This window comes from Pseudomonas sp. CC120222-01a (assembly GCF_003097235.1).
Taxonomy (GTDB): Bacteria; Pseudomonadota; Gammaproteobacteria; order Pseudomonadales; family Pseudomonadaceae; genus Aquipseudomonas.
This window is the reverse complement of sequence record NZ_QEQQ01000003.1, coordinates 104,939-131,546: the sequence shown is the minus strand read 5'-3', so window position 1 is coordinate 131,546 and position 26,608 is coordinate 104,939. Positions and strand designations below refer to the sequence as shown.

Genomic DNA, 26,608 nt, shown 5'->3' with positions numbered 1-26,608 from the left:
TCATGCATGCTGTGAAAATGCTGATCAGGCCAGCCAGGACTCTACTTCATCAGCGCCGTACTGGGCTTTCCACTTTTTGAGCAGCTTGTGGTTGCCGCCCTTGGTCTCGATGATCTCGCCGTTGTGCGGATTTTTGTACTGCTTCAACTGGCGAGCACGACGCGGGGCTTTTTCTGCGACTGCAGGAGTAGAAGCACGGCGGCCGGACTGCGGATCAAGCAGATTGATGACATCGCGCAGGCTGAAGCCATATTTGGCTAGCAAGTCACGCAGCCTGGTCTCAAATTCGATTTCTTTCTGCAGCTCCGATGAGCCCTTCAGAGCTTCTAGCTCAGCGAGTTGCGCGGCGAGTTTCTGCTCAAGCTGACGGAATTCGGCAAGACGTGACATATGAGATCCTCAAGACTCTTCCAAAGTGAATACATTCTAGCGACAGATGCCATCCCTGGCTTCATTTTTCTGCGCATTCTATTCTTATGATGCGAGTAAAAAATACTGGATTATCGCTCGAATAATCCAAGTATTTTGCTATACACACAAAATTTCCATCCCTATATCAGGCAGGCGCTAGAGAACCACTCTCGGTCGGAATTTCAGCGATAAAGCCTCTCTTACGCCAAGTCTTCCTCACGAAAGATTGGAAGTCCTTCTCTCCGCTAAGTTTAAGGTCATCAGCATGATCGGTTACAATGATCTGCGGCCTGATTCCAGTGGAGTTATAAGTTTGCTCACAGAATTCAACCAATTTATCGAACATTTTGGTCACAGAACCGATGTCCTCATCCACATGCGCTGCCCGATCAGTGAGCGCTGCAAGCCCCTTGGGATCGAAGCCCTCTATTCGATGATCAATTTTGGCAGGGAAGTAGACCTGCGTCGGCTGATCGAGGAACAGTATCGGAGGAATCTTGCATCCGTCCTCGTGCTTCAAAGCAAATACGGAGTGCAGTGCCAGGAACAGGGTCAGGTGCGTGTATAGCCAATTCGCACCACTCCCCATAGAACGAAGGTAGACATTGCCCATTGTTTCGCTTTCATGCCACAGATCAAACGTATGGAGGTCGAATTTAAGGTTGATTGGCTGGTAGGCCTCCTCGAAGTCGAAACCAGCGCCAATACGTGCCATCTCACTATTGATCAGGTCAGTCAGATCCCGCATTTTCCCGGGAACGTTATATTCATCCAGAACTGGCTGAATCTCTGCCAACCGCTTCTTGATCGCTAATCGAGTTCCCTCGAACTCGGATTTTGGCTTGTTCGCATAATCCTCAATGACACCTTCCAACCTGTGCTTGATACGAAGTGCAATTTCATCAACCGTCTTACTCTTCTTTAGGTCTTCAACCTGCTTATCCAACTGAGTTATTTTTGATTGGATACTTGAAAGATTTTCTTTTTCTGAGCCTAGCTTATTAAGGAGCTTGCCTTCTTCTTCTCGAAAGCTTTCACGCGCATAAGAGGTTGTCTTTAACTCCGTATTCATCCACTCAATTGCAAAGGTTAACTTGTTGGCCTCATTATCTACATGCGAACTGATCGCTTCACAAAACGGGCAATGAGCCTCGCCTACCTCAGCAAATTCAGGGAGTGGAATCTGACCGACAGTTTTAGCAAAGTCCTCAGTAAAATCAATCGAAGACCTAATAGCATACAGCTTATCTTGAAGCTCTCGGACTATGACAGTCTGCTTTGACCGTTCCTCTTCGAGCACTTTTTTGCGCTCAGTATACGCATCCGCAGCACTGTCAATTTTGACATTTAAATCCCTGATCTTATTGTACGAAGACTTGACACTTCCAGCAATCTGCGCCCCAGTCAAAGTCGTAAGCTCGGTTCCACTAATAACCTTATACTCCGCCAACAGTTCGTCAGCGCGCGCAATGAAACGTTTCTTTTCCTCTTGAACTTTTGGAATCTGCGTTTCTAGCTTCTTCAGATCGGCTTTAAGCCGATTACTCTCCTGCGACAACCAAATGTATTCTTGATTTACAAAATCCATAAATACTTTAAGGTGCTCGATTACCTGTTCGCGCTTCTCTTTTTCATCAAATCGATAAAAAAGCGCGTGCTTGTTAGCAATCAAATTTTGGTGTTGTAGCATGAAGGAAGCAAAGCTTCGAATCGACGGCGTAGCACTCTTGCCTTTACTAAACTCTCTAGGCTCGGCGTCTTCATCAACATCGACCATGGTGATCGAAAAGAACCTACCGAGCTCTTTTTTGAACTCACGCAACGGTAGGAAAAGGCTAGACTTAAAGAAATCTTTCACATTCTTCATCCGATGAAAAATCTCCTCCAATGAGCCAGTCACCTCACTGAGAAACACCTTCTCTATATCTCTACTGCGGGCCAGAAGGATTATTTCACTTTCGAATTCTAGAATCGTGAAATACATTTTTGATCTTGTAGTGATGACACCCTTTGGGATCGTGTCATTACCGTTGCCAAGACAAAAATCGAAGATCTCAATGAGGGCACTTTTGCCCATGGATGACTTGCCGGTAATGATGTTCAACCCAGTGGTAAACGTAACCTCATGGATCTCATTTTCTCGATCGATCACACCAATCGCTTTGACAAAGCACTTCATAGCTCAACGACCCCTAGAGACTTGTATACCCACGGCGCTTCTCTGTCTTCGAAAAGCCTCGCGAGATTTCGGGCTGAAACCATTTTCTGATCCATACCCTTAACGGGCGGAAATCTCTTCCTTGTAGTACGCACCACTTGATCGTCATCGATGACCAGATAATTCGCGCTGACCAGGCTCATCAAGGTGATATTCGTAACTTTTCGAAGAGAGTGAATACGCTTATGAATCCCCGCAACACGGGTTTTGTCGGAAACCATCGTGCGCCAAGTATTTCGCTCGCTAATACGATGCAAATAGGATGCGGTCGATTCATGCAGAACAAAAGGAAGCACTAGATAACTGAACAGTATATTCTTCTGGGTTTCCTGCAGTTCCGAGTAAAAAGCATATAGAATCGGAGCCACGATTAATGGGCTACGATGTAGCGTATGAATATGGTCAATTGTCGTGAGCTTCATCACCATAACCTCCAATGCAGCTTTTCAATTCCATCCTCGTCCTCATCGTCGGCGAGCATATGCCAGATGCCGTTACGAAAATCCACCGTAGTACCATCGAATGCTGGCATACCATCTACTGGCTCACCGCGGCGATCGTCAAAGAACAATTGCGATTCTTCGCACCAAAACTCTTCAGCCAAGCGCCTGCAGCGCTTTATAGCGCTGGATCTCAAGCTGACATGGCGACTGAGCTGATCTCGCTTATATCCGTCCACATCGACCTTCTCCACAGTGAATCTCTTAAATTCGCTGCTAATCGTATGAACTGCAATGGTATGTTCCAAAATAGCTAGAGGCACCTTTTCCGCATACTCAATTTCCTGCAGTTTTTTCACGAACAAACGGTGAGCATAAGCAGAAACGTCTACCTTTCCTTGGAAGCTAGAGGCATCGACAACCGGAAATTTCCTAGAGTTTCGCGCATATCGCGCAATAAACGTAGCGTATTTCAGGTCAAACTCGTCATAGGTGATCTTCCAGCCTTTTTTTGAGATACATGGCTCAATTAGGTAACCCAAAACCGCCTCAAAATAGTCACCGCGCTTTGACGGATCCAAGCCTTTTCCATGTCGGCTTTTCGCAAGCTCCGCACGTGTTTTTAGGTCGGGTTCTTCAGAAAGAATTTTAATTTTTTCGATGACATCGAGGAGCACATTACGTCGATCCTCAGCCATCACAAATTGCTGCATCTGGACTGATTTGGAAGGCTTTTTACCAGATGCAGCCAGACGCTCCTCGCTCCCGGCTAGCACGTTTTCGAGCAGCGCTAGCCGTTGTGCCACACATAGGTCGTTCCAGTGCCGCAGTTCAGCCGTTGCTCCATAGGATTGGGTGGTCAGCAGAAGTAGCTCGGAATACAATTCCTGTTTGAATTTCGGCGAGACCCAATTTTTTAGCGTATTCCAGAAGTTTATGTGCCCATCTGTGAGATCTTCGACAAAGTTTTTGACTTCAACTTGTGCCTCCCCCCCTACAGTCACATCGCCATAGACCTCCAGCCAGAGCGTCTGGCCTTCCACCAGGTCATGGCAGTACTCCATGGTCACAATCAGCTGATAACTCAGGGCTTCGAGTAGCTTCGTCGCGTTGTTGGCGAGCTTCTCCACAACATATCTCCGCTCGTTGCTGCACCATTGTGGTAAGGACATAGTGCGAGGAGAGATCAGTTCCAGCCTTCCTGGCAAATCCACTACCAAATTTAAAAAAATGAATGAGGACACCGAACTCGGCAGTGTCTTGTAAAAACCAGGACACCAATACTGTATGTGTGAACAGTAACTTTGGTCACGTAGGCTCGATTGTAGCGTGATGGCATTTTGGAATGCAAAATACCTTGTCTATCGAACAATCCATCACGCCCTTAAGAGCCTCCGGTGTCCAACACTAGGGATTATGGGGCTCTTCACGGACGGTGGTGGATTTGCCTTTGCCTGTAACGACGCGCCCTACCATTCTCACCAGTTGGGTCAGCAGGGTTGCCCAGGTGCAAAAAATGACTGGCAAAGCACGCCAAAGGTTCGCATCTCTGTACTAGACCCCACCCCCGGCCATCAGGACACCGTCAATCGTGTCGTCGATGCTTGGCCTCCGAGCGATTACGCGCATGAGAAAATGTATCTGTGCGACGACATGACGATGTCAAAGCAGCTGGCGGATCGAGCGAGCACTGTCAACTACCAGGTTGAAAAGGGGGCAGCCGTATTCCGTAATCTGATCGAGTCGGAATGCGAACTCGTTGGCTATATGAAACTTCGCTATGGGTATCTGCGATCGGCTCGAATGACATGGATTTAAAAGTCACTGTCGAGAAACGAGATGCTCAAGGTAATGCACTTCCCCGCAGCTTACCTCAAGGTGGTACAGGCCTGACTCAAGCCTATCGATACCAACGCGCCTCCCGCAGGAAAACCGACCCGCTCCGCTCCACCGATGCTATCCCATTCCTCTCCCTGGACAGCGAAGCGCTCCTGTCCGAGGGAGAGGTTGTCCCACTGGACATAGACATCTGGCCGATGGGCCTTAGGCTACACGCGGGGGAAATTCTACAGGTCACCATTGAGCCCTATGTAGACACAGGCAGCGCCCCGCCGCTTGGAACGGCCAAAATTACAATCCCAAAATATCAGTACACGTACTACCCAAGTGAACAAAGTTCCGATGCAAACACTTGGAGACCCAAAACTGCTAGCGCCAAAGTGGGTGAGCGATCAGCAACAGGTGTTCACACCGAGAAATGCTGGAACCCACGTGATTCAGGTCGGCGGCAGCTACGACAGTCATCTGTACGTACCCTTGAAATCAATCTCCTAGTTCCGGTAGCGAAACACGTTAGTGGAACCACCCCAAACGGTAGAAGGTAAACCGTTTGGGGCGGTGCTGGACTATCCACCCCTTGGCTTTTGTGGGCCGTCACCACGGATTCAGACTCCGCTAAAACGTACTACCCTCTATAGAGCCACTTAAAATCGCAGAAAAGCTCACATCCCTTCGACGGTATTGTTGTAGCTCACACCCACTTTGTTATCCACCTGGGTAACTACAAAGCGCATCAACTCGACCTCCCGGCGAGTGAGCACCCCGCAACGCCAAGGGAAATGGTGTGCGAGCTCATCAAACTTCCGGGCCTCAGACTCGAACTTATCTACCAGGTTCTGGACGCGAATCAGCTGTTCATCATCTACGCACTCATCATTCTGATTTCTGATAGAGCCACATAGACGGCGCATGGAGTCCAGCACCGATTCAATATTCTTTGAATCGGCGGGAGAAACCAGCTCTTTCAGCCGTGCAGCACACCCTGGCGTCAGCTCATCAGCCTGTAAGTCAATTGAAACAACCTGCGAGGCCCCACCACTTTGATAGCACTCGGTTGCCGTCACAGCCTTCCAGTAAACTTTGCCCTTGCTCAGATCAACGCACACCATGATGATCGGCAGGCAGAATCTTTTCCAGTACTTAATATGCTTATCAGTTACATAAATGCCCTTCGACTCTTCACTGGATATTGACTCAAAGGTCTTCACCTGAACCTTGATGATGTCCGACGTCGAAGTACCGTTCGCATCAAGTATTTCGATCTCCCCGTCCACGCCCAGATCTACGTCCAGCATCCGGTAGGGCCACCCCAGTACCCTGGTAAACCGGTGCGCAGCTAGATACTCCCCTGCATCACCATTAACCGAACGCTTTAGATATTCCATCATACTGTGATCACCTCAATTTCCCACAAACTCCGCAGCGGCTAAATATCCCCCTGCGCGGATGCACCTCATTGATACACCTATCGCTCATTCTAATTGACCTTGAACAAGGCTAGGCAGCTGGCACTATACACCCTGGCCGCTCGATCACCGGTATCGGCCAACATGAGCTTTCCTGCAGCTATAATCGTGATGAGTCAGATCCCACACTTTCAACTTGATCTCAAGAGAGCGGATCATCTTCCCTGTCAAACCTTCGCAGTCTTATGGAATGACCAAGTGCAAATTCATGACCCTGCATTAATGGGGTGATTGGCTGACCGCGAACGCTTACTCCAACGGCGTTGAGGCAACATCAAGGCCCTCGCAGGCGCAAGGTGTTGATGCCCTCCAACAGTTCAACCACATGCTCAACCACACCTGCATCAAAGTCCTCTCGGTCAGCTTCTTCGTGGGTGCCTTTGTTCAGGTACATCCACACCAACGTTTGCTCACCGATACCGAGAATCTGAACCAGTGCATCGATCAGCGGCTGTTTATCGACATGCTCGAAGGTGTTGGCCCCTCGCAGCTTTGAGCATATAGATGCGCACAGGTTGCTCAGGCCTGGCTGGTCTCCGTCCCTTGCTAGCTGGACGGTCAGTACCCCCTGGCTGCATTTTCCCAACCACTTCCAGATCCTTGAAGTGAGCATTTCCAGTGCCTGCCGGGAGAACTGCAATGCCGCCCGATGATCACCACGATCGACAGCGGATCTGGCCAACGCAAGGTACGCCTGAGGCGGAACGTTGCGGATAACCCTGGGGTGATAATTCCCCTGGTGATGCATGAAGGCATAGACCAACCATTGGTTCTGCTCAACGTGGTTCTGGATGTCCTTGATGAACTCGTTGCTGTGGCATGTGACAATGATCTGGGTATTCGCGAACCGCTCGCTCTGGAACAACGCCTCCCGAATCCCTTGACGGTGCTCGTGGTCGATCGCATTGATAGCATCGTCAAAGATGACTGCAGGCGCCTGAATGCTCGATGCCTTGGCCAGCAGAATCGCGAGCCCCAGGCATCGAACATGCCCCTCGCTCAGCACTTGGAGAGCGTCGACGCGGCGCCCTGGCGCCCCACGGAAACACAGCTCTATACGACCTTCACCGGTTAACGGCAGATGCAGTTCGGCGAGCTTGTCCTCTTCCGCATCGCGTACGTTGAACTCGTTATAAAGCTCCAAAGCCTGTGCATTCAATCCTGCCATCAGCGTACCGGGCCGCTCGGATCGGTGCCTTCGCAACAGGGCCAGGAACTCGGCATAAGCCACTTGGATTCGCGACTCAGCAGCAATCAGGTCACGCTCAGCAGCAGCCGCTGCGATCAGCTCGGCGTTCTGCACTTCGAACTCACCGATGCGCTGCCTTGCGGCTTCGACAAGTACCTGGGCTTGCTGCCTCCTGGCAGCATGCTCGGCCAGTGCTATTCGAGCGCCGTTCAGTCGATCGCGCTCAGCAACGAGAGACTGCCTGTGCGCAAGGTTCTGCTGTGTAGCAGCATCCTCCTGCTCCAACACTGCCGCCCAATCGACAGCTTGCTGTGCAAGTGATGGTGCGCCCTCAACTTGGATGTAGCCTAGGCGCCACCATGCCGTATCTGCGAGCACACCAGGTGCGGCCAGGTACCGAGACACCATATTCTCGCGCTCAGTCTTGGGGGTCGCACGTTGAGCAAAGTGAGCCAGATAGGCACTGAGCGCATCGGAAGCGGCTCTGCGGTGCCCTATGGCTGTGTGGTATCTCTGCTGCAACGCCGTCAGCTCACGCAACCGCTCAAGGCCCTGAGCTGCCTTTTGGTAAGGGTTTACTACGGTATGTGGAACCCCTTGAAGGGGTGTATCGCAGGCCGGACAACGATCTGGGGAAGCTGCCTGCAAACGCTGAACGGCATTGAACAGCGCCTGGTAATCAACATCGCTATGTTGCTGCGCAAGTTGTTGCGACAGCTCTTCCACTTGATTGTGAGCCTCATCAGCTCGCTGGTAGGCAGCCGCTAGGTTTTGTGAGCTAACACCGTAGAGCAAGGGTGGCGGCTGGTTAAGTGCAAGCTCCAGCTCTTGGAGTCTTCCCGGAACCCCCAACAAGCCCACGGCCTGCTGGAGCTGCCCGTAAGTCATGCCAGCCGCGAATTGCTGTGCGAAGACTTCTTCTACCCGCTGGAATTCAGCCCCTGCCATGACCTCGCCAGCCACGACCCCCATGTCATTGGCAATCGAGTTTAGCCGAAGATTCAGCTCCTGGCCTTTTAGTGGAACTAGGTTGAGTTGCTCGGTGAGCGCCTCGTTGAACTGACCCACGAACTCGTTGTAATGATCCATACCAAACAACGCCGCGATGAGCTCGGTCTTCTGCCCGGCAGGCTTGGCTGCAATCCTTGAAAACGAGTCGATTCGATTTTTCTCGATGAAGCAGAACCTGTACGCGTCTGCGTCAGCCTCGATAGCCATGGACTGGCCGGCCAAGTTAATCCCTCGAAGCTGGGGAGCAACAAACCGATTCTCATGGATATTGCGCAGGTACTGACCGGCATCGATACGCTTCTGGGCCCCCTCGTCCACCGCCCCCAGCAACGCGTACTCCAACGCTTCACAGAGGCTGGTTTTTCCGCTGCCGTTGGGGCCATAGAAGAGAATCAGACGCTTGGTGAGGTCGAATGTCTCAGGGTGTCGAAATCCTCGAAATGGCCCAATCGTCAGCTCGGAAAGGCTACGCCAGCTCCAACCATCCCCAGCCGCGATGGCATTCAACCAGGGTAATTCGTGGCTGGTCTGGGCAAACTTGCCCCGGGCAAGCTCAACGATACGAATGGCTCGCTGACTACGATTGCGGGATGTTGCGCTGATTGATTCGAAGTGCTGCAGAACCAAATTGCCCATTCGCCGCGCGTCACCCGATGCGGCAGTCGCTGGCTCATGAAGCCAACGCAAGAAATGCTGATAGTCGTGCGCCGCAGATGCCATCCATGCCTCCCCAGGCTCATGCTCAACCTTTGCATACCTTGGCGGGGCTCGCTGTATAAGCCCCAAAGCCACAAAGTTGTCGCTGCACATCTCATGATAGCAACGCGCCAGGATTAGATCGCTCACGATACGTCGCCACCTTGTAGCGGACGCTGGATGGTGGATCTGACACCCTCTTAAGTGACCAGGGTGATGATCCTTAAGATGCATGAGCAACCATGCCCATTTCCGAAGGTATGATGGGGCAGAATTCATCTCGGGCCCGACTATGACCGCTAGTACCGCAACACTGGAATGGCGTTATCAACCAGCAGATCTTCTCGCAGAAGGCCAGACCATTGAAGCTCATGGAGCAGTCATGGTGATTCAGGATGGGGTGGTACGGGCGGAACTGGATGCAGGTATCTACCAGGCCGATAGCACCACTTCAGAGAAGTTATTGAGAACGATCAAAGCACGCCTGGCCCCCTACGAGTACGCGAGCGTGGATCCGCTGCTTATCGATCCTAGCCCAACGCTCACCATCACCCATCAGGATGGTCGACCACGCGAAATCCACCTGCAGTCAGACTTCGCCAGCGTCCGTATCAGAGACAGCCTGGAAATCCAAATTTACCGGAATGGCGTGCTGATCCAAGACTCGGCTCAAGAGCGCCAGGATCGACTTCACTCCGAGGCAGAGCTGCTATCGAAATACGGAGATGACGAATTGCTCAGCCGGTTGCTAGCAAGCAACAGCGCATCAAAACGCGATCCAAAATCCGAGTTCACCCATCTCTACGAGATCCTGGAAGCCCTACAGACCAGGTTCGGGAAGCCGCCGATGCTGACCAACGAACTCGGCATCGAGAAGTCCAAGGTCGGGAAGTTCCATGCCGTATGCAATGACCCTTCCACCGTCAGTCGACATCGAGGACTGACAAAGGGCCCATTGAGAGAGCCAACCCCTGAGGAATACAGCTATGCCCGCTCTTTCGCCTGGGAAATGATCCTCTCTTACGCGCATCGACTGGACAAGCACTCAGCAACTCATTGAGCTCCATCAGAGCGCGAGCGTGACTGCCTCCAAACACGATGGTGTCGGAGCAGCAGTTGAGTGCAGAACTCAACATGGGAAGAACGCCCATCCGCGAAGCCCTCCAAAGGCTCCGGCAAATCGGCTTCGTGGAAATGCAGCCGCGTTGCGGCACGCTGGTCTGCGGTACGGACATTCATCAGCAGCTGGAGCTACTCGAAGTACGCCGCCCTCTGGAGGAGCTGATGGTCAAATGTGCCAGTCAGCGCGCGACCGACGAAGAGCGAGCCGTGCTGAGGGAGCTCGCGTCCCAAATACTCAAGGCAGCTGAGGACGGAGATACAGCGACCTACCTGAAGGTGAATCGCCAGATTCACATCAAAGAGGTGGATGCGGCCCACAACAGCATGCTGACAGCGATGATGACGGCCAGCCATGCCCAGTCCAGGCGGTTCTGGTACCAGCACATCCAGCAGAACAAGGCCTATGAGGAGGGTGCCAGGTGCCATGCCAAAACACTCATCGCCATTGCTGACAACCAGCCAGAGGCAGCTGTTGCCGCTGCATGTGAACTCATGATGTTCCTTGAGCGGCTCACCTGCTCCAGGTTCACGATGTTCTCTCCTCAGGTAGAGCTATCTCGCTGACCTGCCCTGCTGTACCTAGAAAGAGCGCTGTTTGAAATCCTTGCGCCACGCCAAGACAGGAGCCATTTTTCCCGGCTTCATGCGCAGGCTGTAATCAGTACCTTGGCTATCTAAGCGCTCTCTTAGGGAAGCCAATACTGAAAGCGCCTACCAGATGTCTGGAACAGCGCCGCGCCTGTGACCCGAATTTTTTCTAGAAATGCCATTGAACTGCCATGACTCGCCCTCATGTATAAACGCACCTTGCCATGAGGTGGCCACCAAGGAACGCAGATGCCAGACTTCTGTATCACCCGAGTGAAGTACGATGCGCACCGGCAGCACATTGTCCAAGTAGAGGTTAGCGAGGACTTACCTGCCAAATTCGGCACTATCCACCATGTACCCCGAGGCTTCGTAGCGGACTTGATCCGCATGAAAAAAGCAAGCTTTGCAACTTGGATGAAGAACGCCGAAGGCAAGTACGTAAAAGGAGCAGACGTGCACGTAATTGACGAGACCTATTTGTCTACAGATCGAAACAGCACGAAGCGAGATAACCTCGGTAGCCTTCCAGAGTACTAAGGCCGCAAATCAGCTTGGAAGACCCTCAGGTCATAAAAGCTGGGCATAACTCTGCTTCAATTATCCCCCCTACATTATTCAGGATTGCGATTCTAATGGCGAATTTTACTGTTAGAGTGGAGCTTCACGACGCGCGCGAGCATCACTATGAGACCTTGCATTCCGAAATGGAAAAGCGAGGTTTCGAAAAAACCATTGAAGGTAATGATGCAATATTCGAACTCCCCCCTGGCGAATACAATATTATTCGTACTGCCACTCGTACCGAAATCCTCGATCTTGCTGACGCGGCGATCAAGGTCACGGGCCGCAAGAGTGCAGTGTTAGTTACCGAAGGCAGTCGAACCTGGCGCCGACTGGACAAGGCCTAAACACTTTCAGCTGGTCAGCACCCGGAAGGACGGCGTTTAATCGTCCTTCCGCGATCAATTTCCAGGTCGTAATGCTAGTCATCAGACCGTCAAAATGCCATCATGCAATCTATGTATTTCACTACAAAACCATAGTCTTTTTAGCATAAAAAGGATGAACTGATGACTGCAGAAAACCCAACGGAATTTTATCGTTTTCGCCCCATCCATCGCCTGCTCGGAGAGCCGGGTACCCCGGAGGTACTGGGGGATGACGGCTCATGTATCAAACCCGCTAAACCTGCCAAAATCGGCGAACTGGAAGGAAACTACATCTTCTTCCCGTCACCAGAAAGCTTAAACGACCCCTTCGAAGGCTATACCAAGTTCCATTGGTCTGGCGACACAATCATCTGGGCGAATCTCATCAAACATTACACTTGGAGCCTAGCTGACAATCTAGCCATGAAAATGCTAGAAATCGAAAACTTGCCAATTGTACCAGCACCATCTCATATCGCTCCGAAAATGCGGGCAATTTATAATGAAGCTGCAGAGCTCGTAATTACCAACGAGCGAATACAAGCCCATATTAGCGAACTCGCTTCTTCAGAGAGAAGGGTTTCCAAAGCTGAGCTGCACGCCCTGCTCATGGTGATAAACCCGATTGTGCTTGACGAAATAACCAAAACCTTTCTTAAGTACAAAATGCTGGAAGAGGCGACCAACCTGTGGGATGGCAACACAGCCCTCTCAGATGCATTGTTGAACGTCCAAGTTCACGCCAACCAAAATAAAAGTCCCGACATAGAAACGGAGGCGCATTTCCTTTCGCTTAGCGTCCTTCTTCGAGCATCAGCATTTACTGTTGCCTACGCAAGAACCCAAAGCAAGCTACCTATCACACCCGCATCAAATTTCCCCAGCCACTATATAGATTCATTGCCGGGCCTTACCCATTCCCCATGGTATGTTGCATGCTTCATGTCCTCCTGCACTAATTCGGCGATCTGGGGCTCCTACGGGGATAACCACCGTGGAGCTTGCTTGATTTTTGACACCATTCCTAACGATGACCTAGACCGGTGCTTGATGCTCACCGTCCCATGGGAGGAGCAGGAAGGCTGGGGTACTAGGCCATGGCGTGCAAAGCTACAGAAGGTCGACTACAACGATAAACCATTGGAGCTGAACTTCTTTGAATGCCTTTCCCTCATGACCAGAAGCCAGCTTGATGCTTATTGGCTTGAAGACGGGCATAAAAACAGAAGCACGACCTCACGAGGTTATGGCTCAGACCAATCCCGAGATAAATACTGGAATGATTTGGACACTCGACTTGCTCGAAAATGGAAAGACTGGGCACAAGAGAACGAATATAGGATTGTTTACAACCCCTCTATGATGGATGCATCAAAGGCAGAGCACCGACAACTCAAATATGAGTTCTCCGCCCTCAAGGGAATTTGCTTCGGTCTCAAGACTGAGTTTGAGGATATCTTGGCAATTGTGAACAAGATCATCGAGCTCTGCGAAACCCATGATCGTGACGAGTTCGCATTCAAGCAAGCCATTCACGATCCTATCAGCAACACGCTAAAGATCGTGCCGCTGTTCAGCCTGGCTCAAATCAGGCAGACCACGGATCAAAATCCTCTCAAGCGCGACTGAGCATCAGCGACATTGCATTGCCCCAGGATCTCAGCCTGGATAAGCCGGTCTCCGGTATGCTCCCAGCGACTGGAGGCTTACTTGACGAAATGAAGGGTAGATGCCAATTTAACATCAACGCGAGGTCAGGGAGTGACGTGTGAAGATCACAATCAACGTATTCCTGCTCAAGGAAGGGCGAGCCCCCCGAGACGCGCTTTCCAATGAGGTCAACCTTCAACCTATCGCGTTCATGCTGGGCGATGCAGAGTGCCTTTTCTATCATCAGAAAAACTCTTCTCATCCCAAGTGGACGCAGCTATTTGGTGATGTCCCAGAGGTGTCTGCTCTCGATCTAACTGGGAGATCCCTCAAAGCCCTGCTCGTCATGGCTGTGAATGGCAGGGTCTTTTGCTTCACTTTCGGACATGCCAGGCACCTGATCGATCCACTGGCGATTGAACGCTATTTTGGTCTACGCACGGCGCTCAGCTTGACTGACCCACTGCTGATCAAGTCCGTTGAAAAGTCCAACATCGACCGCACACCGCTGCGTTCGAAGGCTCAGTCGTCCAAGCTGTTGTCAATATCCGAGTTCGATTTCAAGTTCGACTCGGAGATCCTGAAGTCGCTAACCGGCATTGTGGAGAATGACCAAGACGAAGGTGACTACGTCAGCGGCTCGGACTCCTTGGCATTGCATTCCGACGTGAGACTAGAAGAGTTTCCCGAAATCGCGCTTCGACTGTTAACGGCTTATGAGGACGAACACTGCAAGGAAAAATACCCTTGGATGGACTTCATCGTCCCGGTGCGCGATTCCGCCCTGATGCACCAACTGGATGTTGCTTTGGTAGCGGCGATCAACGCTGAGCAGTTCGACCGAATTCGTGCGGCTCCACCCGAAATGCTAGGGAACGATATCAGCGGTTTCGGTTATGTGAAACATCGTGCCGGATCACGCAATGGCCCGGCGATCGCATTCGATCTAGATCTTCGGCAAGCGTTACTCGCAAAGCATTTGTTGGGAACAATCACTCGCCCAGAACTGGAGTCCGAGCGCATCTACCTCTATGGCACCGACGAGCAGCGATTAACCACCTGGCCTCTTTACATGTGTCTTGAGGCGGAGATCGAACACGAAGAAAAAATCTACCTTCTCAGCGAAGGTGATTGGTACCAAATTGACCGGGACTACACCGAACAAGTGAATCGCTTTTTTGACGCCGCAGTGCCATGCGATCTGGTTTTTCCCCCCTATGGCATCGACCACGAAGGCACGTACCTCAGGCGCATCGCTGACAACGTGAACTTCTACCTGCTCGATCAGAAGCTGGTGAGGCTGACAGGTGCAGGCGGCCCATTCGAATTTTGCGATCTACTCACACCCGATAACCACATCATCCACGTCAAAAAGTACTCATCGTCGAGCGTGCTGAGCCACCTTTTCTCTCAGGCTTACGTGTCCGCTGAAGCCCTGATCAATACTGCCGATGTCGTGACTCAGGTAAACGCACATCTAGCAGAGCTCGGCGATTTCCAGTTTGCCTTCAACCCTGCAACCCAACCGCGCAACAAGATCGTCTTCGCGATCATGCAACCCAACGCTGCGTTGCACATGCCCTTCTTCTCGAAAGTAAACTTCAGACAATTCGCTCAGCGGCTAGGTGCGATGGGTTACCAGATCGAAGTTTGTAGAATCGGAAATTAACCTACCTTGCAGGTTTGCCTCTTCACTACATCACCGCTGAGAAAACCCACTACCTCTAGCCTCAAGCTTGGGTTGACATTCCAAGCCAGGCCCTCAACTGTTTCATCGCCAGGTTACTCATGCTCATTTTCGGCAAAGAACGTGAAAGCAGCGCCCTCAACGATGAACCAGCATGCAACTTCCAGCCGCTCCTTCCTGGCTATTTCGACTCGCACAGTCGAACTCCGCCTCCGCCCTAGTGGGGTAGTTCAAGGCCAGTCGTGTTTTGCCATGCGTATCGTAGAGGTCGTAGCCAGCTCCAATGGCCGCTGGGACACCTATACGGCGAGGGAATTGCTCTATCTCTTGTGGCACAGCTGGGATTACAACGAAGCGTGTCTGCATGACCATCCCTCTTCTTAGCAGTCCTTTAGTATTAGTCCTACCTTGTAAAAGCATCAAGGGGACTGGTAGCGGACTGGCCGTGAAATGTCTCGAGATGATTGAAGGCCTTGGTACTGACGAAGCGGGCTAGGCTGTCCTGATGGAGATATAAATCAGGAGGCAAGGATGCGACATCGCGGAGCAGTATTTTAGGCATGGGCTGATCCGAGCCTGAAACACCATTCTCATGAGGAGGTGCTCGCGGACGGGGCACGACTGGATGTACAGGTCAGGCTTTCGCGTACCGGGGACGCGCAGTTGTTCACTGGGATTTATGGACGCTCAGGCTTGGCTCGGATTGGAGAGGCTTATGCAAAACGGCCCGGTGAGACGACTGTACGCGCCATGTTGTGGGGCGCCGGCAGAGGACGCTTGCTGAAATCGGCGCAGAGGTCAGCGGGGCAAGCTCACGCCAAAAACTGAGAGAGGTCGATGTCCATGGCAAACCAGATTACAGAGCTTGACGCGCACTTAGAGCTCATTACCCGGGTAGCCGACGAGCTTGAACGGCAAGTAGCACCCTGCCCCACTACTCGACCGATGCTGATCGCCTGGCTGACGGAGTGGATTCGAAGTCCTGAAGCATTGAGCGAGATCAGACGTGAGCTTCCCCGCCTCCCACACGTTCTGAAGTCGGCGTATAGCGACTGGAATCATCTGGGTAACGGCCATTAGGTTGCCGCCACCACCTCTTCCACCCGAGCCTTACGCGACCTGCCGTTCAGCAGGTTGCTGATTGGTTGCAAGGCATAGTGCTCGTCCCACACCCCAGGCCAACGACCTAGTCATCGGTTCACCAGGCCGCGAGTCGAAGGCTTCTTTATGAAGCGCCATGCCCGTCCCGGCATATACCCCGATAAACAATTGGGTATTGCCCGTGCGCGACAGTCGCACCTGTATATCCATGGTCGTGCCGTCGTCCAGCGTCTCATCGTGAGACCTGTGGTGAAGGGTGGGGTCTGCCCAGTTCAAAAAACATCACCGCGAATTCGCATGCCGCCCTCCTACGACTTTAGCCATATAGGTGGGGTGCCTTCACGATAGCGCAGCGCAGCGGCAGCTCAATCACCGGCGAGCAGATAATAGCTTGCGAATATGACGGGATGTGACGAGTTGCAAGTTGATGTTGGGCAGTTTCAGCAGAGTTCGGGTTGGCCTAGAGTTTTGAAGGCCCTCAAAAGGTTGCTCCGGAGTGCGGATTTGAACCATTTGCTCACGTTCATTAGGTCTCCATAGGAACGAAGGTGAGCCATCACTCCGCTGCCTGTCCAAAGCAAAAGCGGCACTTAGGGGCACCGCTGTCGCGGCTGCATTATCTCGGATTGCAACTCCCGACCAGCCATAGTCTAGATCACCTTCGAGGTGATCCAGGGTAAAGTGCCCACTACTTAGAGCAGAACCGCAGATATCCGACTGTTTTTTTGGCTCGCATCGTGGAATTGGTTGCTTTCCCCTCGCCATTGCTGCAGCAGCTGATTGAGGTTGTGCCTGGCGCTGGCAAGGTAGCGATCTTTGACAGAACCGTAGCCTCGCACGGCATCCGGAATGGATGCAATGTCCACCGCCAACTCACGGTTATTGGCGGTAAGCCCAGCCAGCAGCTCATCCATCAACAGCTCATACTCTCGCAACCATCCCATTTCAACTTTTCGTTCATGTGTGTACGCAAAGGGGTCAAGCCAGGTATTCCTGACGAATTTCATCCGCGCCAGCAGGCGGAACCCTTTGAGCATCCAAGGGCCATAGCTCGATTTGCGGAGCGTGTCGCCGACGCCACGCTTTTTGAGCACAGGCGGGGCAAGGTGAAATCGAACCTTGTAATCGCCTTCAAAATTCTCGGCTAGCTGCGCCACGAATGACTGTTCGCTGAAAAGCCGCGCAACTTCGTATTCATCCTTGATCGCCAGTACTTTGAAGTAGTAACGCGCGACCGCCTCGGTCAGCGTACCTGCCTGGCCAAACAACCTAGTCTCTACTTGAGCAAAGTTGTTCAGCCGCATCTCGTACCGGCGAGCAAGTGCCCTGTTCTGGTACCGGGTCAATTGTTCTACACGGTGACGAATCACTTCGCTCAGCGTTGAACTGCGTGGTTTGCGCGTCGGATTGTTGCTCAGGCTGGCTTCCACTCGGCTGAGATCGACCGCAGCGCGTCGCCCCCAGAGGAAGGCCGCTTTGTTGAACGTAACGGCTGTACCATTCAGCTCGATGGCTTGCATCAGAGAGGCTTCGCTCACAGGCAACAAGCCTTTCTGACAGGCATAACCGAGCATGAACGTATTGGTTGCGATCGAATCCCCCATCAAGGCAGTAGCCAGCTTCGACCCTGCCAGGAACGACGCATTGTCCTGACCCGTTGCTTGCAAAATCTGGGAGGTCATTTCTCCAGTCCGGAACGACGGATCAGGGTTCTTGGTCAGGTCACCGCTCTCAGCTTGAGCTGCATACCGGCGCACAAAGGCGCTCGTGAGACTTTCTTCGGTGTTGATGATGACCTGAGTGACTCCATGACGCAGTTTGGACAAGGTTTCTGCGTTTGCGCTCACCACCAGATCACAACCTAAAAGCAGGCTCGTCTCACCCTCGGCAATGCGCGGAGCATGGAGATCTTCTTGCGTTGATGCGATTCGAACATGCGACCAGACCGCCCCCCCTTTTTGAGCCATACCCGCCATGTCCAAGCTGAGTGCACCTTTACCTTCGACAAAGGCCGCCATGCCGAGCAGTGCTCCAATGGTAACTACACCCGTACCCCCTACTCCGGTAATTAGTATGCTGTATGGCTGGTCGAGCGATGCAACGACCGGCTCAGGAAGCACCCATTGCTCATCTATGTCGCTACCTAAAGCCTTGGGCTTCTTGATTGATCCGCCTTCGATCGTCACGAAGCTTGGACAGAAGCCGTCGAGGCACGTGAAGTCTTTGTTGCACGACGACTGATCGATCTGGCGCTTGCTACCAAATTCGGTGTCGACACTTGTGACCGACATGCAGTTGGATTTACTGCTGCAGTCGCCGCAACCCTCGCAGACTGCCTCGTTGATGAACACACGACGGGCTGGGTCGGCGAATTTTCCACGCTTGCGCCGACGGCGCTTCTCTGCAGCACAGGTCTGGTCGTAGATGATCGCGGAGACGCCCTCGAACTCCCGTAGCTCACGCTGGACTTCATCCATTTTGTCCCGACGCAGGACAGGTACGCCCACTGCAAGATCATCAATATCGGCGTAACGCTGAGTGTCTTCGGTCACCACGACAATTTTTTTCACACCCTCAGCAGCAAGCTGGCGAGATATCTGCGGCACGGTGATGACACCATCAACCGGCTGGCCACCGGTCATCGCCACGGCATCGTTGTAGAGGATCTTGTAGGTAATCGGCACATTCGCCGCAACGGCGGCCCGGATGGCCAGAAGCCCGGAATGGAAGTAGGTGCCATCGCCGAGGTTAGCGAAAACATGCTTGGTGTCAGTGAATGGCGCCTGACCAATCCAGGCCACGCCCTCCCCACCCATTTGGCTAAAGGTTTTGGTTTCAGGGTAAATCCAGGCAGCCATGTAATGGCAGCCGATACCTGCCAGCGCCCGACTCCCTTTAGGCACTTTTGTGGAGCTGTTATGCGGGCATCCGGAGCAGTAATGCGGGACACGATCCATCAAAGTCGCAAAACTGTGTTGGGCTGAAAGCTGGGCCTCCAGCACTGCCAGCGCTACCTGCAATTCGCCCATGGGTTTGTGCTGAACGATGCGTTTGGCAATTGCACGAGCAATCTGAGCAGGCGTCAGGTCGCTGGTGGCTGGCAGGAGCCAGTCCGTATGCGGCCGTGCCCACTCGCCTTTGTCGTCAAACTTCCCAACGATGCGAGGTCTCACGTCTTCGCGCCAGTTATAGAGTTCCTCCTTGAGTTGGTACTCGAGCATTTGCCGCTTTTCCTCGATCACGATGATCTCATCGAGCCCCTCGGCGAACTGCCTTACGCCCTCGGCATCGAGCGGCCAAACCATGCCGACCTTGTACACCCGTAACCCAATCTGTGCGGCCAGGGCTTGATCAATGCCCAGGATTTTCAGGGCCTGGCATACGTCGAGGTAGGATTTTCCTGAAGTGATGATTCCGATCCGCGCGCCCTTCGCATCCATTACCACCTTGTCCAGGCCATTCGCCCGTGCATAGGCGGCGGCTGCATACAGCTTGTGTTCGAGCAAGCGCTTTTCTTGAGCCAGAGGCGGGTCTGGCCATCGGATATTCAGCCCGCCATCTGGCAGCGGGAAGTTTGGAATGACCGGGTTGACACGCGCCAGGCTGACATCGACAACGGCACCACTTTCAACGGTATCAGCCACCGCTTTCATGGCAACCCAGCAGCCTGAATACCTTGACATGGCAAACCCATGCAGACCGTAGTCCAGATATTCCTGGACACCCGACGGCGCCAGTACCGGCATCATCACTGCTTTGAAGATGTGCTCAGTCTGGTGAGGAAGTGATGAGGATCGAGCACCATGATCGTCACCGGCGATAGCAAGGACACCACCAAAGCGCGAAGTCCCGGCAGCATTGGCATGGCGGAACACATCCCCGCAACGATCTACCCCTGGGCCCTTACCGTACCAGATGCCAAAGACACCGTCGTAGGTTGCGCCCTCGAACATATTGACCTGTTGCGTACCCCACACCGACGTGGCGGCCAGGTCTTCGTTCAAACCAGGGTGGAACTTGATGTGCTGGGATTTGAGGTGATCCCGAGCCTTCCATAGCGCTTGGTCAAAACCACCCAGAGGTGAACCGCGGTAGCCAGTGACAAAGCCCGCAGTGTTCAACCCGGCAGCCAGGTCTTTCTGACGCTGCATCATGGGTAGTCGAACCAACGCCTGAATACCGGACATCAACACTTTGCCGGTATCCAGGGTGTATTTGTCGTCCAGCGACGGAACAGGTGCGCTCACGGTAAATCCTCCAGTTTTTGTCATCCGATGCAGTCGTGTCGAGGAGGCGCTGCCCGGTTTTGGCTGGAGTCTATGAAGCGCGCGCGGTATCGTAAATTTATAAAAACAGCGACCAGGTATCTGAAAAACTAATGTCACCAAGAATCGACATATCCATGCGGCAGTTGCGTTACTTTGTGGCGGCGGCGGAGCACGGCCAGTTTTCGCAAGCAGCCATGAAGGTTCACGTCTCCCAGTCGGCGATTACCACAGCTGTCAGTCAGCTTGAAACACTGCTGGGGGTTCAGCTATTTGAGCGCCAGCCTCATGGGGTGAAATTGACTGCTGAGGGGCACAAGTTTCATCAGCACGCACGCCATATACTCGACACACTGCAAGATGCAGTCAGTCAGCCGTCGTTTCTCAGTCACTCACTTCACGGTACCGTTCGTATAGGTGCGTCCTACACGGTACTGGGCTACTACTTGCCTGCCCTGCTCGCCCGCTTCAAGCGCAGCTACCCCCAAGTCGAGATTGACCTGGTGGACATGGATCGCCCTGCTATCGAGCAAGGAATAGTCGACGCATCTCTGGACTTAGGCCTCACCATCATCTCCAACGCTGGCAACGTCCAGCCATTCGAACGGCATGTGCTCATGCGCACCCGCCGACAGTTGTGGCTGGCCACTGAGCATCCCTTGATGAGCGCGCAAGCCATCTCGCTTTCCGACATCGCTGACCATGCCTACATCATGGCCACGGTTGACGAAGGTGAAACCTCAGCCCTGCGCTACTGGCGTTCGGTTGGACTGGAACCCAAGGTTGCGTTTCGCACGTCTTCGATGGAAGCGTTGCGTGGGCTTGTCGCTCACGGATTCGGTGTCACTATCCTGTCGGACATGCTGTATCGACCTTGGTCATTGGAGGGGCGAAAAATCGAGGCACGCCCGATCACGGATGTGATTCCGCCGATGGAGCTCGGCCTTATCTGGCGGGCGGGGGAACTGAGCGCAGTGGCGTCAGCCTTTCAGCAGTTTCTGATTTCGGCCAACGAGCTCTAAGCTTTGTAAGAAAATTGCCTGCGCTACTGAGCAGCACTCACACGAGTGTCTGCAAGAAGTCCAGGAAGCTTTGGGTGGTAGCGCTGCGCATTTCGCGTGGGTGGGCGACTACATGAAACTGACGGCTTGCCCACGCATCCTTCAAAGGGACTCTGACGAGCGCTGGCCCTTCTGGCGACTCGCAGACCGCTCGATCAGGAATGACAGCGATGCCTAGCCCGCCCTGAATCATCCTGCAGACCGCATCAAAGCTTTGAAGATGCACACCATAATTGATCGTCGCCTGCCGGGCCTTGGCCGCTTTATCCAGGGTCTGGTATAGAGGGCTGTCGCGATGCAGGGCAATATGCCGATAGGCCAGGGTTTCAGCGAACTCGATGCTGACCCGCTCGGCTAATGCATGATCTTCCCGCACCACCAACGCCAGACGATCGACGTGGTAGTCCTGGACAGTCAGCCCAACCTGGACAGCCGACTCCAGGCCAGCGCCGATTCCAAGATCACACTGGTTACCCAGAATGTTCTCAACGACCTGCTCGCTAGTGCGCTCTTCAAGCTCGACATCCACGTGCGGGTGAGCAGACAGGAAGCTGCTCAAGTCATCAGGCAAGAACTGGATGATGCTCGAGCGATTTGCGTGAATCCTCACATGTCCTCGTTCACCACTGGTAAAACGCGAAAGGTCGGCACTCAGCTTGAGCATCTCAGCCAGCAATCGCTGTGCATGCTCCAACAGGCATGTACCGGCTGGCGTAGGCTGAACCCCTTTACTGAATCGGTACAACAGCGGTGAGCCGACGGCTTCTTCGAGCTCGGCGATGCGCTTGCTGACTGCGGAGGCGCCCATGCATTCACGTTCAGCTGCCTTCGCAAAGCTTCCCTCTTCGCAGGTCGCGATGAAGAGCCTCAGGGTGGTCGGGTCGTAACGCCAAGTCGTGTGCATAGGTAACCGGAATTTTTATCGTGGCAGCCAAGAAGAATTATCGCGGCAGGCCTGAGGCATAGCTTCCTATCATGATCCTCGTTGAGGAGATGATCATGACAACAAAAATACGCTTTTCTGGCCGGTTCCTTTTTTTATCCTGCGACAGCGAGGTCGTGCAACGTCAAATTGCAGGTGAAGACCTAGACCTTAAGGCTGCACTGCCACTGCGCGATAACATTTCCACTGATGAAATTACGCCCGTCGTCGTCATGATGACGTATGACGAGCGCCTGGGCGCTTACCCCTACGTTGGCTTCAAGACGGAAGAAAAACTACCGATCGGCAACGATGCGGTGAGGAACGGCGGCTTCGAGATCACCGTGGCCGGCAAGCGGTATGGGAAAGGTTCTTCACGTGAGTCCAGCCCACTGGCCGAGAAATCCGCAGGCATTCGGTTGATCATCGCTGAGAGCTTTGAGCGGATTTATCGGCAAAACTGCGACAATATCGGCATCTACACGTCGACCGATTTCTCACTCATTGATCGCATTCGTGCAGGCGAAGAGATCGCCCTCGAAGAGTTCCTGGCCGGTCGCGATGCAGTTACTCAGGAAGTAATTCGCGCTGGCGGGCTGTTGCCTTACAGCAAGCAGCACTTGCCTCGCAATCCCGAGAGGGTGTTCAAACCGCTCGCTGCCAACCGACGCCCGATGACGCTGGTAGAGAAGATCATTGAACGACGACGCGTCGCTCCCCAAGGGGATCTGGCACGAGGGGACGGTGTTTTCCTGTCCGCCGATTGGCGTTTCAGCCATGACTATTTCACGGGCATGTGCGCACACCTGATGCACGGTGCATTTGGCCAAGCGCTCGAGCTAGCGAGACCCAGCGAGATCATTGCATTCCAGGATCACCTGATCCTGGCCAACCAGAGTTTCCCTCATGTACGCGACAACCTACTGGCAGCGGTGGGTGGACTCGCATCGGCCCACGACGAATTTGTTCGACGTTATCCAGTTCGTGCCCATGGTGCACTGGTTGGGCAGAGTGGATCGGAAGGTATCTGCCATGCCCTCTTGACCGAGCAATACGCGCTGCCCGGCCAGGTCGTGGTAGGTACCGACTCGCATACACCGCACTCCGGTGCACTGGGCTGCCTCGCATTTGGCGCTGGTGCTACCGATATCGCCAACAGTTGGGCTACAGGCTTCATCCGTTGCCGTATGCCTGAGGTTATCAAGGTTGAGCTGACGGGCAAGCTGCGCGCAGGTGTAACGGCCAAGGATATCGTCCTTGAGCTTCTGCGCAGCGAGCCAATCCGACAGGGCCAGGCCATTGGTGCAGTGTTCGAATATTCCGGCGAGGCTGTAGCCGCGCTGTCGATTGATGAACGCGCAACATTGACCAATATGGTCGCCGAGCTGGGTGGTTTTACCGGCATTGTCATCCCTGATCAGAAGGCGGTGGACTTTATCCGAGAGCGCCGCGGCGTAGAGATCGAGCTGGAAGATTGGCTCTTCAGCGATCCTGGGGCTGAATACAAAGAGCAGATCAGAATCGACTGCAATGTGCTCGCTCCGCTGGTAGCTGCGCCTGGTGATCCGGGAAATGGCCTGGCGATCAGCGATCTCGAGGGCGAGGTTTCGATCGACATCGCCTACGGTGGTTCCTGTACTGCAGGTAAGCGAGAAGACTTCGATTACTACCACGAGGTACTTGCCTGGGGTATCGATCGTGGCTTGAGGATTCCTGAGCACACCAAGCTGTACTTGCAGTTCGGTACCCTAGCAGTCCGGGATTACTGCCAGCAGAAGGGTTATCTTGAGACCTTCGAGAAAGCCGGAGTGGAGCTGATCATGCCGGGTTGCGGTGCTTGCGCGAATTGCGGCCCTGGGTCATCGACACGGGCCGATCAGGTCACCGTGAGTGCTATCAACCGCAACTTCCCCGGGCGCTCCGGCCCAGGCCAGGTTTGGCTTGCCAGCCCTTACACCGTCGTAGCGAGCGCCCTGCTTGGCAAGCTCGCCAGCTTTGAGACACTGCGAAAAGCCGTGGGCTCTGGAATGGCAACCGCATGATGGGTACTGCCGATCTGTGCGATCTGCATGCCGGGCTTGTCGCCTCTGGCGACGTGCAAATCCTGCATGGCGCCTGGCGCTGGTTCAGCAAGCTCCGATGTTTTGGCGGACAAATCATGACTTTGGAGGCCCGCGGTTGTAACGCCGAGCTTCGCGATCTGCTTGCACAGCCAGGTTACGGGAGAGTCCTTGTCATCGATGCCGGTAGCGATCCGCGAGCACTGCTGGGTGAAAACCTGGCCGCCCAGGCTTTGCGTAACGGCTGGGGCGGCGTATGGGTAAACGGCAATGTACGTGATTGCACCGCATTGGCTGGCATCGCGCTGCCGGTGCTGGCTGTTGGTGCCTGGCCCCAGCGATCGATGAACCAACAAGGGGGACATATTGAAGCCACTTTGTCGGTAGGTGGCGCATACCTCTGTTCCGGCGACTGGCTCTATGCGGACGAGGACGGTGTGGTGCTAAGCAAGCGTGAACTGAAGTTGCGGTAAAGCTCTCGGATCTGCCTTTTCTGACCGTGAGTTCGAATACCTGATTGGCGGCTGATGATGACCTCATCAGCCAACTACATCTCCGACAAATACAACTATGGAGAATGCGTATGGCCACCCTGACCCAGGGAGCAACCCACGTTGCTTCGGATGTGCAAGAGCTGCTGCTATATCGTCGTATTGCCTGGCGTATATTGCCGCTGACGGTAGTCTGCTTTCTGTTTTCCTACTTCGACCGAATCAACATCAGCTTCGCCAAGACTCAGATGCAGGCTGAGCTGGGCTTGAGCGACGCCGCCTATGGATTTGCTGCGAGCATTTTCTTTTTCGGCTACGTGATGTTCGAGGTTCCGAGTAGCTTCGGCCTGAAGAAATACGGAGCGCCCAGCTGGATCTGCAGGATCATGGTTTCCTGGGGGCTCGCTACCGCCTGCCTGGTGTTCGCCTACAACGAGTACACCCTCTACTTTTTGCGTTTTCTGATTGGCGTCATGGAGGCCGGCTTTGGCCCGGCGCTATTGTTCTATCTTGCCTGTTGGTTCCCGAAAAAGAACCTGGCCAGCATGAACGGCATCTGGTTCCTCTCCATACCCCTTTCCGGTGTCCTGGGCGCACCGGTTTCCGGTGTCATCCTGGAGTATATGAACGGCTTCCTGGGGCTGGCTGGATGGCATTGGCTGTTCGTGCTGTCGGGCCTGCCATGCGCGTTGCTGGGCGTCATTGTGTTGTTCAAGCTGGATCGCGATATCCAATCGGCCAAGTGGCTCACCCAACCGGAAAAAGACCTGCTCCAGCGCAATCTGGACGACGACAAGAAGGATTCGAAACCGATCCATGCCTCCTTGCTCAAGGTCATCCTGACACGCGAGGTAGCCATCCTCTCGGCGATCTACTTCATGGTCAAACTGACGGGCTACGGACTGAACTTCTGGATGCCACATCTGATCAGCTCTTCCGGGGTTGAGAACCAAGTGGCGGTAGGTTTTCTCACCGCTCTGCCCTACCTTGTGGCGGCCATTGGCATGATCTTCGTTACCCGTCGCTCGGACGCACGTGGCGAACGTAAGCGGTACCTGTGGCAATGCATGGTAGTGGGCGGTATCGGCTATTTCGCGGCGTGCTATTTCAATGGCAATCACTACCTGCTGACCGCTTTCCTGGTGCTCGCCACGGCAGGTGTTTTCATCGCCATTCCAATCTTCTGGACCATTCCTCAGACAGCCTTCGCCGGGCTAGCCATTGCCGGCGGCATTGCGGCCATCAACACCGTCGGGCAGTTGAGTGGCATGGTGGCACCGCTACTGGTCGGCTACATCAACGACCTTACCGGCAATACCTACATGGGTATGCTGGCATTGGCCCCCTTCTGCTTCATCTGTGTCGCCCTGATTCTTTGGGGCATTCCGAACGATCGCAAGATCGCCTGAGCCTTTGGTGCCCGACAGGGCACCCATCACTGTATCCGAACTGGTCAGCA

General features: G+C 53.6%; 21 protein-coding genes and 1 pseudogene. 12 read left to right on the top strand and 10 right to left on the bottom strand.

The window, feature by feature from the left end:
- Window positions 1-24: 24 nt before the first annotated feature.
- The 4 genes from N430_RS06060 to N430_RS06045 form a co-directional block, all read right to left on the bottom strand.
- The gene (locus N430_RS06060; protein WP_110634304.1) at window positions 25-390 is read right to left on the bottom strand and encodes a histone-like nucleoid-structuring protein, MvaT/MvaU family; all 366 of its coding nucleotides are present in this window, start codon (window positions 388-390) and stop codon (window positions 25-27) included.
- 166 nt (window positions 391-556) lie between these two features.
- A complete protein-coding gene (locus N430_RS06055) occupies window positions 557-2,563 on the bottom strand; it encodes a DUF3732 domain-containing protein (RefSeq protein ID WP_256592092.1) in 2,007 nt (668 codons plus the stop codon).
- A gap of 23 nt (window positions 2,564-2,586) precedes the next feature.
- On the bottom strand, window positions 2,587-3,051 hold the full coding sequence (locus tag N430_RS06050) for a three component ABC system middle component (RefSeq protein WP_110634645.1): 465 nt from the start codon (window positions 3,049-3,051) through the stop codon (window positions 2,587-2,589).
- Window positions 3,051-4,199, bottom strand: a complete 1,149-nt coding sequence (locus N430_RS06045; RefSeq protein ID WP_110634648.1) for a hypothetical protein — start codon at window positions 4,197-4,199, stop codon at window positions 3,051-3,053. Before N430_RS06045 ends, N430_RS06050 begins: the two co-directional genes overlap by 1 nt.
- A gap of 202 nt (window positions 4,200-4,401) precedes the next feature.
- Between N430_RS06045 and N430_RS29415 the strand changes: the two genes are divergently transcribed.
- Both N430_RS29415 and N430_RS29965 read left to right on the top strand, forming a co-directional pair.
- On the top strand, window positions 4,402-4,887 hold the full coding sequence (locus N430_RS29415) for a hypothetical protein (RefSeq protein ID WP_158288780.1): 486 nt from the start codon (window positions 4,402-4,404) through the stop codon (window positions 4,885-4,887).
- The gene (locus N430_RS29965; RefSeq protein WP_110634310.1) at window positions 4,818-5,453 is read left to right on the top strand and encodes a CocE/NonD family hydrolase C-terminal non-catalytic domain-containing protein; all 636 of its coding nucleotides are present in this window, start codon (window positions 4,818-4,820) and stop codon (window positions 5,451-5,453) included. Before N430_RS29415 ends, N430_RS29965 begins: the two co-directional genes overlap by 70 nt.
- Window positions 5,454-5,570: 117 nt before the next feature.
- On the opposite strand, the gene N430_RS06035 is transcribed toward N430_RS29965, so the two are convergent.
- Together N430_RS06035 and N430_RS06030 are read right to left on the bottom strand one after the other, a co-directional pair.
- On the bottom strand, window positions 5,571-6,296 hold the full coding sequence (locus tag N430_RS06035; RefSeq protein ID WP_110634313.1) for a DUF4365 domain-containing protein: 726 nt from the start codon (window positions 6,294-6,296) through the stop codon (window positions 5,571-5,573).
- A gap of 352 nt (window positions 6,297-6,648) precedes the next feature.
- Window positions 6,649-9,420 carry an AAA family ATPase gene (locus N430_RS06030; protein WP_256592091.1) on the bottom strand — a complete coding sequence of 924 codons (2,772 nt, stop codon included), beginning with the start codon at window positions 9,418-9,420 and terminating at the stop codon, window positions 6,649-6,651.
- An 82-nt stretch (window positions 9,421-9,502) separates the two neighbouring features.
- Here N430_RS06030 and N430_RS06025 point away from each other — a divergent pair, with 82 nt between their 5' ends.
- The 6 genes from N430_RS06025 (at window position 9,503) to N430_RS06000 (ending at window position 15,231) form a co-directional block, all read left to right on the top strand.
- On the top strand, window positions 9,503-10,330 hold the full coding sequence (locus N430_RS06025) for a hypothetical protein (protein WP_133248822.1): 828 nt from the start codon (window positions 9,503-9,505) through the stop codon (window positions 10,328-10,330).
- A 38-nt stretch (window positions 10,331-10,368) separates the two neighbouring features.
- Window positions 10,369-10,956 (top strand): GntR family transcriptional regulator, encoded by a 588-nt coding sequence (locus tag N430_RS06020; RefSeq protein WP_110634318.1) that lies wholly within the window; start codon window positions 10,369-10,371, stop codon window positions 10,954-10,956.
- A gap of 273 nt (window positions 10,957-11,229) precedes the next feature.
- The gene (locus N430_RS29960) at window positions 11,230-11,520 is read left to right on the top strand and encodes a DUF3892 domain-containing protein (protein ID WP_110634320.1); all 291 of its coding nucleotides are present in this window, start codon (window positions 11,230-11,232) and stop codon (window positions 11,518-11,520) included.
- Window positions 11,521-11,615: 95 nt separating this feature from the next.
- Window positions 11,616-11,891 carry a hypothetical protein gene (locus tag N430_RS06010; protein ID WP_110634322.1) on the top strand — a complete coding sequence of 92 codons (276 nt, stop codon included), beginning with the start codon at window positions 11,616-11,618 and terminating at the stop codon, window positions 11,889-11,891.
- A gap of 162 nt (window positions 11,892-12,053) precedes the next feature.
- Window positions 12,054-13,541, top strand: coding sequence for a DUF2971 domain-containing protein (locus N430_RS06005; protein ID WP_110634325.1), 1,488 nt, complete (start codon window positions 12,054-12,056; stop codon window positions 13,539-13,541).
- A 139-nt stretch (window positions 13,542-13,680) separates the two neighbouring features.
- Window positions 13,681-15,231 (top strand): TIGR04141 family sporadically distributed protein, encoded by a 1,551-nt coding sequence (locus tag N430_RS06000; protein ID WP_110634328.1) that lies wholly within the window; start codon window positions 13,681-13,683, stop codon window positions 15,229-15,231.
- A 156-nt stretch (window positions 15,232-15,387) separates the two neighbouring features.
- On the opposite strand, the gene N430_RS29660 is transcribed toward N430_RS06000, so the two are convergent.
- The 3 genes and pseudogenes from N430_RS29660 to N430_RS05975 form a co-directional block, all read right to left on the bottom strand.
- Window positions 15,388-15,621 (bottom strand): hypothetical protein, encoded by a 234-nt coding sequence (locus tag N430_RS29660; RefSeq protein ID WP_110634331.1) that lies wholly within the window; start codon window positions 15,619-15,621, stop codon window positions 15,388-15,390.
- Between the two features lie 738 nt (window positions 15,622-16,359).
- A pseudogene (locus N430_RS29650) lies at window positions 16,360-16,649 on the bottom strand (hypothetical protein).
- Window positions 16,650-17,042: 393 nt separating this feature from the next.
- Entirely contained in the window at window positions 17,043-20,597 is a 3,555-nt protein-coding gene (locus tag N430_RS05975; protein ID WP_371922762.1) for an indolepyruvate ferredoxin oxidoreductase family protein, read from the bottom strand.
- 131 nt (window positions 20,598-20,728) lie between these two features.
- Here N430_RS05975 and N430_RS05970 point away from each other — a divergent pair, with 131 nt between their 5' ends.
- Entirely contained in the window at window positions 20,729-21,637 is a 909-nt protein-coding gene (locus N430_RS05970; protein ID WP_110634337.1) for a LysR family transcriptional regulator, read from the top strand.
- 37 nt (window positions 21,638-21,674) lie between these two features.
- On the opposite strand, the gene N430_RS05965 is transcribed toward N430_RS05970, so the two are convergent.
- On the bottom strand, window positions 21,675-22,580 hold the full coding sequence (locus N430_RS05965) for a LysR substrate-binding domain-containing protein (protein WP_110634340.1): 906 nt from the start codon (window positions 22,578-22,580) through the stop codon (window positions 21,675-21,677).
- A 71-nt stretch (window positions 22,581-22,651) separates the two neighbouring features.
- On the opposite strand from N430_RS05965, the gene N430_RS05960 reads away from it, so the two are divergent.
- The 3 genes from N430_RS05960 to N430_RS05950 all read left to right on the top strand — a co-directional run bounded on the left by N430_RS05960 (window position 22,652) and on the right by N430_RS05950 (window position 26,558).
- Window positions 22,652-24,640, top strand: coding sequence for an aconitase family protein (locus N430_RS05960; RefSeq protein ID WP_218278046.1), 1,989 nt, complete (start codon window positions 22,652-22,654; stop codon window positions 24,638-24,640).
- Complete coding sequence (locus tag N430_RS05955) at window positions 24,637-25,131, top strand: hypothetical protein (protein WP_110634342.1); 495 nt, start codon at window positions 24,637-24,639, stop codon at window positions 25,129-25,131. The genes N430_RS05960 and N430_RS05955 overlap by 4 nt, the downstream gene beginning before the upstream one ends.
- 110 nt (window positions 25,132-25,241) lie before the next feature.
- A complete protein-coding gene (locus N430_RS05950) occupies window positions 25,242-26,558 on the top strand; it encodes an MFS transporter (RefSeq protein ID WP_110634345.1) in 1,317 nt (438 codons plus the stop codon).
- Window positions 26,559-26,608 lie beyond the last annotated feature (50 nt).

Bases quoted from the DNA above. Each gene is read 5' to 3' on its own strand.
- N430_RS06060 (WP_110634304.1), bottom strand. From the start codon at position 390: ATGTCACGTCTTGCCGAATTCCGTCAGCTTGAGCAGAAACTCGCCGCG.
- N430_RS06050 (WP_110634645.1), bottom strand. From the start codon at position 3,051: ATGAAGCTCACGACAATTGACCATATTCATACGCTACATCGTAGCCCA.
- N430_RS29415 (WP_158288780.1), top strand. From the start codon at position 4,402: ATGGCATTTTGGAATGCAAAATACCTTGTCTATCGAACAATCCATCAC.
- N430_RS29965 (WP_110634310.1), top strand. From the start codon at position 4,818: ATGCGAACTCGTTGGCTATATGAAACTTCGCTATGGGTATCTGCGATC.
- N430_RS06035 (WP_110634313.1), bottom strand. From the start codon at position 6,296: ATGATGGAATATCTAAAGCGTTCGGTTAATGGTGATGCAGGGGAGTAT.
- N430_RS06025 (WP_133248822.1), top strand. From the start codon at position 9,503: ATGAGCAACCATGCCCATTTCCGAAGGTATGATGGGGCAGAATTCATC.
- N430_RS06020 (WP_110634318.1), top strand. From the start codon at position 10,369: ATGGTGTCGGAGCAGCAGTTGAGTGCAGAACTCAACATGGGAAGAACG.
- N430_RS29960 (WP_110634320.1), top strand. From the start codon at position 11,230: ATGCCAGACTTCTGTATCACCCGAGTGAAGTACGATGCGCACCGGCAG.
- N430_RS06010 (WP_110634322.1), top strand. From the start codon at position 11,616: ATGGCGAATTTTACTGTTAGAGTGGAGCTTCACGACGCGCGCGAGCAT.
- N430_RS06005 (WP_110634325.1), top strand. From the start codon at position 12,054: ATGACTGCAGAAAACCCAACGGAATTTTATCGTTTTCGCCCCATCCAT.
- N430_RS29660 (WP_110634331.1), bottom strand. From the start codon at position 15,621: ATGGTCATGCAGACACGCTTCGTTGTAATCCCAGCTGTGCCACAAGAG.
- N430_RS05970 (WP_110634337.1), top strand. From the start codon at position 20,729: ATGTCACCAAGAATCGACATATCCATGCGGCAGTTGCGTTACTTTGTG.
- N430_RS05965 (WP_110634340.1), bottom strand. From the start codon at position 22,580: ATGCACACGACTTGGCGTTACGACCCGACCACCCTGAGGCTCTTCATC.
- N430_RS05960 (WP_218278046.1), top strand. From the start codon at position 22,652: ATGATCCTCGTTGAGGAGATGATCATGACAACAAAAATACGCTTTTCT.
- N430_RS05955 (WP_110634342.1), top strand. From the start codon at position 24,637: ATGATGGGTACTGCCGATCTGTGCGATCTGCATGCCGGGCTTGTCGCC.
- N430_RS05950 (WP_110634345.1), top strand. From the start codon at position 25,242: ATGGCCACCCTGACCCAGGGAGCAACCCACGTTGCTTCGGATGTGCAA.